The sequence below is a fragment of the Kitasatospora sp. NPDC056184 genome (assembly GCF_042268405.1).
Classification (GTDB): Bacteria; Actinomycetota; Actinomycetes; order Streptomycetales; family Streptomycetaceae; genus Kitasatospora.
The window spans coordinates 278,430-290,720 of sequence record NZ_JBHJUI010000002.1 but is presented as its reverse complement, the minus strand read 5'-3'; the positions used below and the strand labels follow the sequence as shown (position 1 = coordinate 290,720).

General features: G+C 71.2%; 10 protein-coding genes and 2 pseudogenes. 8 read left to right on the top strand and 4 right to left on the bottom strand.

The window, feature by feature from the left end; translation table 11 throughout:
• The first annotated feature begins 82 nt into the window (after window positions 1-82).
• The 3 genes from ACFC0B_RS06420 to ACFC0B_RS06410 all read left to right on the top strand — a co-directional run bounded on the left by ACFC0B_RS06420 (window position 83) and on the right by ACFC0B_RS06410 (window position 2,418).
• Window positions 83-739, top strand: coding sequence for a response regulator transcription factor (locus ACFC0B_RS06420; protein ID WP_376083044.1), 657 nt, complete (start codon window positions 83-85; stop codon window positions 737-739).
• The gene (locus ACFC0B_RS06415) at window positions 736-1,974 is read left to right on the top strand and encodes a sensor histidine kinase (RefSeq protein ID WP_376083042.1); all 1,239 of its coding nucleotides are present in this window, start codon (window positions 736-738) and stop codon (window positions 1,972-1,974) included. Before ACFC0B_RS06420 ends, ACFC0B_RS06415 begins: the two co-directional genes overlap by 4 nt.
• 237 nt (window positions 1,975-2,211) lie before the next feature.
• Window positions 2,212-2,418, top strand: a complete 207-nt coding sequence (locus ACFC0B_RS06410; protein WP_376083039.1) for a hypothetical protein — start codon at window positions 2,212-2,214, stop codon at window positions 2,416-2,418.
• Between the two features lie 71 nt (window positions 2,419-2,489).
• On the opposite strand, the gene ACFC0B_RS06405 is transcribed toward ACFC0B_RS06410, so the two are convergent.
• Window positions 2,490-2,774 (bottom strand): LAETG motif-containing sortase-dependent surface protein, encoded by a 285-nt coding sequence (locus ACFC0B_RS06405; protein ID WP_376083036.1) that lies wholly within the window; start codon window positions 2,772-2,774, stop codon window positions 2,490-2,492.
• A 107-nt stretch (window positions 2,775-2,881) separates the two neighbouring features.
• Between ACFC0B_RS06405 and ACFC0B_RS06400 the strand changes: the two genes are divergently transcribed.
• The 3 genes from ACFC0B_RS06400 (at window position 2,882) to ACFC0B_RS06390 (ending at window position 4,789) form a co-directional block, all read left to right on the top strand.
• Entirely contained in the window at window positions 2,882-3,577 is a 696-nt protein-coding gene (locus tag ACFC0B_RS06400; RefSeq protein ID WP_376083035.1) for a hypothetical protein, read from the top strand.
• Window positions 3,568-4,065, top strand: a complete 498-nt coding sequence (locus ACFC0B_RS06395; RefSeq protein WP_376083032.1) for a hypothetical protein — start codon at window positions 3,568-3,570, stop codon at window positions 4,063-4,065. The genes ACFC0B_RS06400 and ACFC0B_RS06395 overlap by 10 nt, the downstream gene beginning before the upstream one ends.
• Window positions 4,066-4,357: 292 nt before the next feature.
• Complete coding sequence (locus tag ACFC0B_RS06390) at window positions 4,358-4,789, top strand: VOC family protein (protein WP_376083029.1); 432 nt, start codon at window positions 4,358-4,360, stop codon at window positions 4,787-4,789.
• 71 nt (window positions 4,790-4,860) lie between these two features.
• On the opposite strand, the pseudogene ACFC0B_RS06385 reads toward ACFC0B_RS06390, so the two are convergent.
• Both ACFC0B_RS06385 and ACFC0B_RS06380 read right to left on the bottom strand, forming a co-directional pair.
• Window positions 4,861-5,627, bottom strand: a pseudogene (locus tag ACFC0B_RS06385) (transposase).
• 231 nt (window positions 5,628-5,858) lie between these two features.
• Window positions 5,859-7,058 (bottom strand): hypothetical protein, encoded by a 1,200-nt coding sequence (locus ACFC0B_RS06380; RefSeq protein WP_376083027.1) that lies wholly within the window; start codon window positions 7,056-7,058, stop codon window positions 5,859-5,861.
• 1,426 nt (window positions 7,059-8,484) lie between these two features.
• On the opposite strand from ACFC0B_RS06380, the gene ACFC0B_RS06375 reads away from it, so the two are divergent.
• Window positions 8,485-8,838 (top strand): hypothetical protein, encoded by a 354-nt coding sequence (locus ACFC0B_RS06375; protein WP_376083025.1) that lies wholly within the window; start codon window positions 8,485-8,487, stop codon window positions 8,836-8,838.
• A gap of 251 nt (window positions 8,839-9,089) precedes the next feature.
• Window positions 9,090-9,374: pseudogene (locus ACFC0B_RS06370) on the top strand (hypothetical protein); the annotation flags it as partial.
• Window positions 9,375-10,596: 1,222 nt separating this feature from the next.
• On the opposite strand, the gene ACFC0B_RS06365 reads toward ACFC0B_RS06370, so the two are convergent.
• Window positions 10,597-11,901: a hypothetical protein gene (locus tag ACFC0B_RS06365; protein WP_376083023.1), complete on the bottom strand. Its 1,305-nt coding sequence runs from the start codon at window positions 11,899-11,901 to the stop codon at window positions 10,597-10,599.
• Window positions 11,902-12,291 lie beyond the last annotated feature (390 nt).

The following is a 12,291-nucleotide window of genomic DNA, read 5'->3' as shown; positions in this document are numbered from 1 at the left end:
GGCTAACCCCCGTGACACCATCCTTGACCAGGGGAACCGCACCCAGGACAGCGCGGGAGACGGCCGATCGGAGTGGAACGGAATGCGCGTGCTGATCGTCGAGGACGAGATCGACCTCGCGGCGATGCTCGTCGAGGGCCTGCGGGCCGAGGGCATGGTCTGCGACGTCGCGCACGACGGTGCCCGGGCGCTCGAGATGACGGCCGCCACCGACTACGACGTCCTGCTGCTGGACCGGGACCTTCCCGTCCTGAGCGGGGACGCCGTCTGCCGGGCCCTGAACACCGCCGGCCACCCGGCGAGGATCCTGATGCTCACGGCGGCCGGGACGCTCGCCGATCTGGTCGACGGCCTCGGCCAGGGCGCCGACGACTACCTGGCCAAGCCGTTCTCCTACCTGGAACTGATCGCCCGGCTGCGGGCGCTGGGCCGCCGCTCCGGGCACGGCGGCGGCGTCACCGTGCTGAGCGGGCACGGGGTCAGCCTGGACACCGTGCGCAGGATCGCCGAACGCGACGGCCGGCCGCTGAGGCTCACGCCCAGGGAACTCGGCGTGCTGGAGATGCTGCTGGCCGCGGACGGCGCCCCGGTCACCACCGAACAGCTCCGCGACGGACTGTGGGACGCCGCGACGGACCCGGCCACCACCGCCGTCCGGGTCACCGTGCACTCCCTGCGCCGCAAGCTCGGGGAGCCACCGTTGATCACCAACGACCCCGGCTTCGGGTACCGGCTGTGAGCCCGGTGCGGCTCCGGCGCCGCCCGCGGCCGGCCAGGCTGACCCTGCGCGGCCGGCTGACCCTGATGACCACGGCGGTCTTCGCGGTCCTCGGATCCGGGCTGCTCGTACTGAACTGGCTGAGCTCACGCCAGCTCCTGGAGACCAACCGCGACCTCGTCGTCCCCGCGACCGGCATCACCGGGCCCGCCGTCACGTCGTCGACGCCCACCTCCGAACCGACGGGCCCGTTCGAAATCCCCGCCGCGCTCACCGGCCCCGCCCAGCGCTTCGAGGACTTCCAGCACACCGTCCTCGGCGACCTGCTCACGCGCTCGCTGCTGCTGCTCGCCGCCTTCACCGTCCTCGCCGCCCTGCTCGCCTGGTGGATCGGCCGACGCTCACTGCACCGCCTCGACCAGGTCACGGCGACGGCCCGACGGATCAGCGCCGACAGCACCCTGGGCGAGCGGCTCGCCCTGACCGGACCTCACGACGAGGTCCGCGAACTCGCCGACACCTTCGACGCCATGCTCGACCGCCTGGACCGCGGCTTCACCGCACAGCGCCGCTTCACCGCCCACGCCTCGCACGAACTGCGCACCCCGCTCACCCTCCAGCGCACCGCCCTGGAGATCCCCCTGGCCCAGAGCCGGGTCCCGGACGACCTGAAGCCCGCCGTCCGCCGAGCGCTGGACGCCAACGCCCGCAGCGAACGTCTCATCGCGGCCCTGCTCACCCTGGCCCGCGGCGAGAGCGAGGACCTGACACCGCACCCCGTCGACCTGGCCGACGCGGCCGCGAACGCCCTGGCCGACCTCACCGACGAGTCCCGCGAGGCCGGCATCCGGATCACGGCTGACCCCCGGCCCGCACCGGCCTGGGGCGACCCCTCCCTACTGGGCCAGGTCGCGCTGAACCTGCTGGCCAACGCGGTTCGGCACAACCGCCGCGGCGGCACGGCCACCATCACCACCGGCACCGACGGCGGACGGTCCTTCATCGAAGTCGCCAATACCGGCCCGGTCCTGGACCCGCGGGAGGTCCCCGCGCTCTTCGAACCGTTCCAACGCGGCCGGCAGCGCAGCGGCGACGGCTCCGGACTCGGGCTCGCCGTCGTCCGGGCGGTCACCCGCACCCACCACGGCACGGTCACCGCGACCCCGCGCCCCGGTGGCGGCCTCACCGTCCGCGTCGAACTGCCCGGCCGCAGCCGGGCCGATCCACCATCGGACGCCGGCGCCCCGGCCCGGTGACCGACATCGTCAGCGACCCGGGGCGGGTGGGGCGGTCCGCCGGCCTGCGCGCTCGACCGGAGCGCCGTCGACGGAGCCGGTGCCACCGCACTCTCGTCTCACCGAGGTTCGACGAGGCGGCCGGCGCACGGTGCGGCACCGTGCGCCGGCCTCGCGGGTCAGTCGATCGCGCGGCGGGCACCGACAGCGGTCTCGATCAGCCGCCAGGAAGGCCCCTGGACTGCTGCTCTCCTCCGGGTGCCACTTCCACCTCTTCGCCTCGACGACCGTCCGCCGACGCTCGACACCGTCCCGCCCCGCCACGCCCTGCTCCTCGCCGCGCGGCCTCATGTCCACCATGTCCTCACCGTCCCGGGTTGGACGGCGGCCGGATTGACAGCGTCGACCAACATCGTCCCGATCACCGGAGTCGCTGCCGTGCCGTTCCTGCGCAACACCGGCTGACCGGCCGGTCCCGCACACGCGACAGGCCCGCGGCTTCACGCAGTGCGAAGCGGCGGGCCTGCGGGGCTGGGTCAGTGCCGGGCGGAACGCCGACGGCGGACGGTGAACAGGACGCCACCACCGACCACCACGAGCGCGGCGGCGACACCCGTGATCACACCAGTGCCGCTGCTGCCGGTCTTGGCCAGCGCGCCACCGGGCGTGGGCGAGGCCGACACGCTCGGGGTGGCGGAGGCAGTCGCCCCGCCGGTGGGCGACACCGACACGCTCGGGTTCGCGGAGGCAGTCGCCCCGCCGGTGGTGTTCCACCGCGCGACGGCCTCGGCGCTCCTCGTGGCCCCGAAGAGGAGTCCCACCGTGTCTGCCGAAGCCCCCCCGCGGCCTGCCCGATGTCGCCATCGGGCGCCACCCCGACCACGGCATCGTCGCCGGCCTGCCAACCCAGTCCGCCGCCGCCCAGTGGATGCTGGAACGGCTGGAGTTCGAACGCGTCCCCGGCCACCCGAGCCTCTATGCGCTGACCGACCAGCACCGCCAGGCATCCGACCGGGCTACCTGGGCCATAAGGCTGCTCAACAGCGCCGGCTACCGCGTCGACACCGACGTGTCCCTGGCTCCGGAGAACGCCGGCAGGGAAGAACGGAAGCAGGCGCGGCCGGCCACCGCCGAGCCAGAGCGCGCCCCAGCACCGGGCACCGGGCCGGACGTCGCCTTCGCCGAGCACCCGACCCTGGGCATCGTCGCCGCCGTCGGGAACCACTACCCCTTCAACCCGGGCATCTTCCTGGCCACCGACGGTTGGCTCCACCACCGGGATCTGGACGTCTACCTCCCTCCGCCGGCCGCCACCCGGGCGGAGTCGCTCGACGCCGTAGCCCGCACCGTCGTGGGACTGCGGCACGGCAACTTCCAGGTCGCCGTGGAACCGCGGCTCGCCCAGGACATCGCCGCCCGCCGCGGCCCGGTGAGCAGTGCGTTCACCACCCACAAGTTCCGCGTCGACGAGGCCGCCCGCCAAGAGCCCCGGCGTACGGCCAGACGCCACTGCGAAGTCCGCCGCGCCCGCCGGGCCGCCCCCGCTGCCGTCGACCCGCGCACCACGTTCGCGCATACCCGATGGCCACCGCCCCTGAGAGCAAGGAGCAGACCATGGCCGTGAAGGAGGTCTGGACGATCACCCACGCGTGCGGCCACGAGAACGAGAGGGACCTCGGCGGCCGCCCGGCCGACCGCCGGGCCGGATTCGCCGACTGGCTCTCCCGGCAGGACTGCACCGACTGGTGGCGCGCCGCGCGGGACGGCGACGAGGCGGACAAGGCCGCATGGCTGGCCGCGAAGCGCGCCGCCGAGCAGACGGAGTCGGAGGCCTGGTCCACGCAGTACCGGATGCCGCCGCTGGAGGGCACCGAGCGGGGCATTGCCTGGGGCGTGCGCTGCCGCCACCAGGTCCTGACCGCCGCCTACACCGCCCTCGTCCTGGAGGGCGGGATGTCGGACACCGACTGGGAACTGATCGAGGACCGGGCCCGCTCCGTCACCCGCGCCGGTTGGTGGATCGACCAGCGGTCCTCCGAACCCGCCGATCTGGAGGAGCTGCTGGAGGCCGCCGCGGACGCGGACCGGCCGACCGAGAACCCCTTCGTGTGACCTCCCGGTGCCCTGCCCCAGGGCAGGGCACCGGCCCCACATTCCTCCCACCCCGGCACCCGCAGTCGGGACAGCGAACGGCCGGACCGCACTCGACGGCCTCGACTAAAGGTCGTCCCGTAACTGGTCTTCGACAGCGCGGGAGTGGCTGGCCGGGTTCCCTTTGGGGAGACGCTGACCTCGGTTCACCCCTGCGACCGCACGACACGACAGCGGGTAGAAGCCCTCCTCCCGACAACGTGCGAGCCTCCTGACCTGGGGAGATGAGCAGGGCCCCTGTTATTGTGCGCCAATGTCAACGATCAAACAGTTCCAAGTGACCTTCGACTGCGCGGAGCCAGTGCGCCTCGCCGCCTTCTGGTGCGAGGTGCTGGGGTACGTCATGCCGGCGGTCCCGGAGGGCTTCGCCACGTGGGAGGAGTGCTACCGCTCACTGCCGCCCGAGGATGCGGTCTACTTCGCGTGCACTGATCCCTCGGGTGTGGCCCCGCGCCTGCTCTTCCAGCGAGTTCCCGAAGGCAAGGTCGTCAAGAACCGGGTGCATCTCGATGTGCGGGCCGGCGTCGGGCTCGTGGGTGACGAGCGTCTGGCCACACTCGAGGCCGAATGCGCACGACTGACGGTGCTCGGCGCAAAACACGTGCTGACGCAGCGCGCCGATGGCGTCAACGAGTCGTGCATCACGATGCAGGACATCGAGGGCAACGAGTTCTGCCTCGCCTGATTTCTCCTCCGAGACTGCGAGGTGGGGAGCCGTCTCCCCGGGAACCTTTCAGGTCCCGCATGCGGCGGGAGTCATCCCGTGAGAGCGAGGTTGTGTAGGCCGGCAACGCCGTGCATCGCGTGGCGCACACCGTCGCCTCGCAGGCGACAGCCGCGCAGGATCTTCCAGGTCTTCATCCGGCGAAGGCGTGCTCGACGCGGGCGCGAACCCGTTTGTGGTCGTGGTTGTGTTCGGCCTGCCAGTCGGTCAGTTCACCGCCTCGGGGTCGGCGGTGCGGGATGACGAGGCCGGTTCCGGGGTAGCCGCCGTCGGCGATCGCGGTTGTCCGGCCGACGGCGGCCTTGGCCCCGGATTCCTCCCCTGCCCTGCAGTCGTTGCGGTTGCCGGGCAGGGGCCGGCCCACCACCACAACCAGGCGAGTGTCGGCGTCGATGACCACCTGGTGGTTCGTCAAGTAGCGATAGTTCTTCGACTGCTCGGCGACCTGGTGGTCGCGGATGGGTACCAGTGTCCCGTCCACGATCAGCACCGCGTCCTTGGCGAATCGCCTTCGCGGGGCAAGCGCGAGCCTGGGGCCGAGATGGTCGATGACGCGATCGGCGGTGGACTTCGACACTCCGAAGAGCGACGCGAGTCGGCGCAGAGTCAAGTTGGTGTGCCAGTAAGCGGCCATCAGTAGCACCCGGTCTTCCAGGGACAGCTTCCACGGTCGGCCACGGCCCGGTGCGTCTCCGCCCTCGCGGCGCAGCTGCCTCATCAACTTGCCGAAGGCGCGCGGGCTCAGTCCGGCGAACGGGGCTATCCAGGACGGCTCAGACGCCGTGATCACACCAGCCACGGCCGAGATCATCCCACGGCTAGATCACTTACGGGACAGCCCTTAGCAGGAACGGGCCGGCTGTCACCCTCTCCGGTTCAACGTCGACTCCGGGGGACAGCGCATCTTCGATCGAGTGGCGATGCGTACAAAGATCATCCCGCAGCGAAACGACCGTGTACTCGTGCCGATGACCTGGTCTTGACGGAGCTCCGGTCAGAGCCGTTCTCATCAAGACTGCCATCAGCGATCTCAGAAGAGCTGCCCGGCGGCTTGGTGCAAGGCTGCTGCAGCCTGCGTAAGTTGAGCCGATGCTCCAGCCGCACTGGTGATCACGGCCATTGCGGCTCTGGCCCGACTGAGACTGCGAGGCGCGTCTGGTGCGGCCGCCGCGTCGGCGATGTCAGCGACATTGTCCAGCAGTTCGGCGCGCTGACCATCGGCCAGTTCGGTGGCTTGGTGAATGGCTTGAGTCAGTGCTCGGATGGCGACAGCAAGGTCGGTTTCACCGCGGCCTGCGAGTGCTTCGACGGTTGTGTCGATGTTGCTAACCGTATCGCCCACGGAGATGTTGCTCCTCGATACCGGGCCGATGACCCCGACGTTCCCGTGAACGGTGACGACATCGTGTTTGCCCTGCCCGGACGCCTCCGCGTAGTCGGGAAGACGGTCCATCAGTTCCTCCAAGTACTCCAGGGCGAGCGCAAGATAGGCGCGGCCAAGGGCCGTGGGATCCGGGACGATCGACGCACTGCAGGCTTCAACGCCTTTCATCAGGTCATAGGCCATGAACATGGTGGCCTTAAGCGTCGAACTCCTCCACGCCTCCAGGGCGGGCAACGGCGACAAGCCTGCGGAAAGGTTCGCGTCGAGCGCCCGGCCTTGGGCGATGGCCGCAGTGATGTCCTTGGCAAGGACCCGGGCGATCACGCCGTCGGGAAGCTTGCCATGCCGGGGCGGATGAACGTCACCGGGATGGTGCAGGACGGGGGCAACCACCGAGGCCTCCCGGCACGTCTCAGCAATCAGCCGAAGAGTGAAGTGCAAGTTCTCAATGCTGTTGTCGGCTTTGCCCGACCTGATCTGCCCATGCAGCTTGTCCGAACGCTTCTTCGGATAGCGGTCGAGGTCAAGCGTGCCGAACGTGAGACGAGGCCGGGGCGACGGGTATCTCGAAGTAACGATGGAATATCCGAGTCCTCCAGGCAGCGTATTCGCTCCGGCCTCCAGCCACTCGTACGCGTCGTAGAAGGCTCTGAGCGCGCCCGGCTTCGTGGCTGTCCCCCAGAGGTTCGCCGACCGGCCGCCGCGCCACGGTTCGAGTGCGTCAGCAAGAGCCTGGGCCTTGCGGCCATGAACACGTAGAGCCTCCTCAAGACGCTGCCGGATGGGCTCCTCCTGGGAGCGTATGACGGCCCTGGCTTCCTCCCCGTTCATGAAGCCATCGTCCATGCATCCCATCAGAGTTACAAGGAGAACCCCTCGAATACCGGAAACTGAGAGGTCCTTGCCGGTCTGGATGCAAAGCAGGGGTGGCCTGCCGCGGGCACGCCACCCCTGCTCACTGTTCAGATGCCGCGCAGGCGTGCGCATGCCCCCGGGCTAGATCGGGGCAGAGGATCCCGTCCCCGCAGCGCCACTCCACAGCGGACCCAACGGCCTGCCCGCGCTCCGGGCCGCTAGGGCAACGCGGACGTGGTCTTCCCATGGGAACACGCACTCTTCCCAGGTCCGTATATGTCACACCGTCTTGCCGAAGCGTTCCTTCATGCGAACTCTGAGCTGGGAATTCACCAAGTCCGGGCAGAGCCGATTTCGCCAATTCTCACCTCTGACACCCGCTCGGCCCTCCGCCCCCGGTCGCCAGGTCTCTACCACCGGTCTCCGGCCGGGCCAAACCACCGACTCTGCGGATCCTTTCCGTGCCAGCCCGCCTGCCGGGCACCGCCGCCCGTCCGCGAGGGGATGCCGTGATCGCCCACCTGCAGCGCGCCACCAGCACGGGTGCGTTGATTCCCGCGCTCTACGGGCAGGATGACCCCGCAACCGGCTGCGGCCCCGGCTGATCGCTGCCGACTACTGGGGCGCCGACAAGCAGCTTCCGCTCCTCGGCGACCCGCAGAAGGTCCTCGGTGGTGGCGTCTTGGGCGCCCCGGCCGCGCGGATCGGCTCCCGGGCGCCCGAGCAGCCGGCGTGGATGTGCTCGGTGCGCTCCGATCCGCGTCACCCCGGACCTGACGGATGCCCAGTGGGCCGATGTCGCCCGGCGCCTGGTCTCCGCGACCGGGCTCGCCTCCGACGGCGACCCGAACGGCTGCCGGTGGGCGGCGATCCGCAACCTCGACCGTTCAGTACACATCGTCGCCACCATCGTCCGCGAAGACGGCTCTGTTCGGGGCACCTACCGGGACGCCTTCCGCGCGCAGGCCGCGTGCAATCGCATCGCCGCCGAACTCGGCCACCACACCCGGTCCGTCCCATCCGTCACCACCGCCAAGGACTACCGCATGCCCGCCCCCGTGATCACCATCAGCATCGAGCCGAGCGGCAGCATCGTCGCCAAGGGCTCCAGCGACGACCTCGCGGCCACCTTGCTCAGACACGCCGGGTTCCGGCAGATCGAGGACTGGTACGGTCACCGACACCGGTTGCCGTCCGCCACGGGTGCGGCCGACCGCGCGGCCATCGCCACGCACGCCGGCGAGATGTTGCGCTCCGCCCGCTACAGCGACGACCTCGATGCCCGGCTCGACACCGGCATGCCGGCCACCACCGCCGACCGGTACGGATCGCCACCGCGGGCGAGCGGACCCTCCAGCTCACCGACCGGATTCGCGGCGCCATCGACTTCAGGGAGATCGCCGAAATCCTCGACGAGATGCTCGACCCGGACGACGGGGTGCTCGCCCGGGTCTACGAGGCCCTGGAGGCCGCATCCGAGCAGATCACCGACCTCGATCCCGAGCAGTTCGCGCTGTCCGACCGCTTCGGCGCCGCGTCCGACGTCATCGCCACTGCCCAAGGCGAGTTGGGCGCAGCGCTCGACGAGGTACAGCGCGCCCGGTCCCGAGAGACCCGCATCGACAGCGCCTGGGCCGCTACGCCCTACTCCGCTGCCGCCACCGACGCGGCCCGCGCCACCTCGCCCGCCGTCGCCGCCCGCCGCCGCACCACCGTCCGCGGCACGCCCCGCCAGCCGCACCCGCTGAACGCTTCCCTCCCCAACACGTAGGAGCAGAGCCGTGATCCGCGCGAGAGCCGAGCGCGCCCCGCCCCCGTCCGCTCGACACCTCAGGAACCCCCTTGCCCTTCCCGCGTACCAGCGTGCCGCCGACCACCACCGGGTCCGACGCGCTCCTCTATCTCCTCTTCGGCGTACTCGGCGCCGCCCTCGCCTGGCTGACCGGCAGCCTCGCCAACGCCCTGGTCGGCAGCGGACCGTGGGCCCCGTTCCGCGCCACCGCTGCCCTGCTGCACTCCGACGACGTCCAGACCACCTCGGTCTCGACGAGCGACGGCGGGAAGTCCACGTCGGTGTCGATGCGCGCCGAGCGGATCCTGCCGCCGGACCGGATCCGCGCCCTGCCCAAGGGCAAGATCCTGCTGTTCGCCACCGGCATGCGGGTCGCGATGCTCGACCTCAAGCCCTGGTACAAGGAGCCGTCGGCGAAGACGATCGGCCCCGCCTCCGCCCACGCCACCAAGGCCATCACCGAGCGCGCCCTCGCCAAGGCCGCCAACCGCGACGACTTCGAACTCGCGTCGTGAGCCTCGCCGCCGACCGTGTCACCCCCATGCGCGCGCAGGCCCGCCGCTCCTCCCCATCCACCTCCGCCGAAGGGCCGTCCCACATGCCCTCTTCTGTCCTGCCCATCACCCATCGCCACCCGACTCCTGCCGCCAGCCGGCCGGCCCTCCGGGTCCTCTCGCTGGGCGCCGGGGTCCAGAGCACCTCACTGCTGCTCCTGGCCTCCGATGGGCATCTGCCCGGCCTCGACCTCGCGATCTTCGCCGACACCGGATGGGAGCCCCGGGCCGTCTACGACCACCTCAACCGGATCGAGCGGGAGATCGCCGGGTCGGCCGGCATGGCGGCGGTGGAGGGGGGAACGCCGGGGCCCCGGGAACAACATCGACGGCACGAACGGCAGCAGTGGCGCGGACGGAGGAGAGTTCCCCATCGTCGGGCTCCTCGCCGCGACCACCGTCGAGGCAACCTACGAAGATCCCAGGTTCCCTACGTTCGAGGGCCGGGTCGTGAGAGCACCCAATGGCAGCGGCGCGCACGCGGGCAGGCGCGGGGCAGGCGGCTCGGGCGGCAACGGCGCGGGAGGCCTCCTCGAAGGCTTCGCTTCGGGCGGGCCCGGTGGCAGCGCGGGTGCCGGAGGCTCCGGCTCACCGGCAGCCCCTGACCCGACCAACCGGCCCCAGTGCGATCTCAAGACGGTACCGGGCACCACCGGGGCGGCCGGCTCCAACGGCAGCGCAGCGGAATCCGGGCAGGACGGCGACAACGGCGCGGGCTCCATCCAGGGCATCCCCAGCGGCAGCGCCGGAGGCAAGGGGGGCGAGGCGGCTTCTCCGGTGCGGGCGGCGCGGGTGGCGCGGCCACCGCTTTCGGCGGCTACGCGTTCGGAGCCGGTGGCGCGGGCGGCAGCGGCGGTGCCGACGGAGCAGGCGGCGGCGGGGGCAGGGGCGGTTCGTCCGGCGTCAACCCGCAAGGCGGTGGCCGCGGCCAGAACGGCACGGTCGGCACGGACGGCGCCGTCGACCCACGCGGGGCCGTCCTCGTCCAATGGTGACCGCACCGCCCTCCTGAGTGCCTCCGCCAAGGCTGTCTCGCTGACTCAGCCGTGCCGTCCAGGCGTGCGAGGGCCGGCCGCAGCTACTCGACGTAACCATCCGGGCGCTACGGCCCCCTGTCGATTCAGCTCGCAGCCGCGGCCAGGCCGGTTGTGTTCCCGTGCCCGCCAGGGCATCTTCGTGCCGGCTACAGCCAGGTGACGTCGTCTCCGTCGACGATCAGGTTGTCCCAGGCGGGGATGCGGTAGAACTTCTTGTTCTCGCCGCCGCCGAGGACGGCCTTGCGCCAGACGCCGATGCCGTCGGTGAGGGTGTAGCTGCCCTCGAAGACCTTGTCGTAGGCGGGCACGAAGGTGCCCTGCTCGCAGGTGATGTCGGTGGACCACATGCCGTGTCCGTCGGAGTTCTCGTTGTACCGGCGCGGCATGGCATCGCGCCGGTACTGGCCGGCGTACTCGGGCTGGGGTTGGGGGTCGGCTTCGCCGGCCGCGGCGGTCACCACGGCCAGCGGTGCGCCGGCCAGGCGGGCGGGAGCGGATGCCTCTGCGGCGTCGGGGGCGATCACGGTGCAGGTGTGGTCGGAGTAGGCCACGCACACGGTGCCGTCGGGGGCGACGGCGATGGCCGGAGCCCCGTCCGGGATACTGGGGAAGGTGCCGGTCTCGGTGAGGTCGGCGGCGTTGAGGATGGTGCCCGCGCGGTCGGCGTGGACGGCGTAGAGGAGGGTGCCGTCCGGGGACACCGCGAGGCCGGTCGGGGCGGCGCCCTCGGCGCGGGCGGTGACGGTCATGGTGGCGGTGTCGATGGCGACCAGCGGGTCGGTCTGATGGGGCACGAACGCGTACAGGGTGGCGCCGTCGGCGCTGAGGAGCACCCGGACGGCGCGGTACTTCTCGGCGGGGGCGGCGATGTCGACGGCCTGCCCGGGACCCGGATCGGTCTCCTGCGCGTTGTCGTCCTGCGCGTTGGTCCCGTCCTGGGCCCGCTCGGGGACGTCCATGGCCAGCACGCAGGGCGTCTCCTTCCGGTTCGAGTTCTGACCGTGCCTGCCCAGGTAGAGGCGTTTGCCGTCCGGGGACAGCGCGATGGTCTCCCATGAGCTGAAGACGGGTTCCTGGGGGACGGCGTGGTCTCCCGCCTCCTTTCCCGAGGCCGCATCCAGTTCGAACACGACCACGCCCTGGGCCAGGAACAGACGGCTGCCGTCGGCGTTCACCGCTGCGTCTGTTGCCGAGGGACTCTCCTGGTCGGAGTAGAGGGTGTCCGTCTCCAGGGTCCGGGTGTCGACCGTGCTGACGTTGTAGCCGCCCTCGGACAGGGCGTACAGCTTCGTGGCGGCGCCGCCGGGCTGGGCGGCCAGGCCGCGGTTACCCATCAGGGCCTGGGTCGTCCTGATCCGGCCGGTGGCCGCGTCCAGTACCGCGATGCCGCCCGGCTCCGGCCCCGTCTGCCGGTAGGCGATGTAGAAGTGAGACACACCCGACTGCGTCACGCGACGTTCCTCCCGAACGGCGAGCGGCCCCGGCCGCCCCGTGCGCCCGTGCCCTGCCACCCGCCGCCACGCAGCGTAGCCACCCCGTCGCCCATCCGGGAGACCACCAACCCACCCATAACCGGCACCCGGCCTCATCCGACCGGAAGCCGGCTCCCCACCACACCGGTCATGACCCGAAGGCCATCGGCCGCGCGGAAGCAGCCCGCCTACGCGAGCAGATCGCCCAGCTCAACAGGCAGATTCGCCGCCGGGGAGCATCGGCTGGAGCGGCTGGAAATCGCCTGGGAGGCCGTGCTGGAGCTCGCCACCCCCGGCCCCCACGTACACATGTCGAAGCGACCGTGACAGGTGCAGCGAGAACCGGACCGGCGAAGCGAGATTCCCCCG

Coding starts and splice junctions, on each gene's coding strand:
- ACFC0B_RS06420 (WP_376083044.1), top strand. CDS start 83: ATGCGCGTGCTGATCGTCGAGGACGAGATCGACCTCGCGGCGATGCTC.
- ACFC0B_RS06400 (WP_376083035.1), top strand. CDS start 2,882: ATGCTGGAACGGCTGGAGTTCGAACGCGTCCCCGGCCACCCGAGCCTC.
- ACFC0B_RS06395 (WP_376083032.1), top strand. CDS start 3,568: ATGGCCGTGAAGGAGGTCTGGACGATCACCCACGCGTGCGGCCACGAG.
- ACFC0B_RS06390 (WP_376083029.1), top strand. CDS start 4,358: ATGTCAACGATCAAACAGTTCCAAGTGACCTTCGACTGCGCGGAGCCA.
- ACFC0B_RS06380 (WP_376083027.1), bottom strand. CDS start 7,058: ATGGACGATGGCTTCATGAACGGGGAGGAAGCCAGGGCCGTCATACGC.
- ACFC0B_RS06375 (WP_376083025.1), top strand. CDS start 8,485: ATGCTCGACCCGGACGACGGGGTGCTCGCCCGGGTCTACGAGGCCCTG.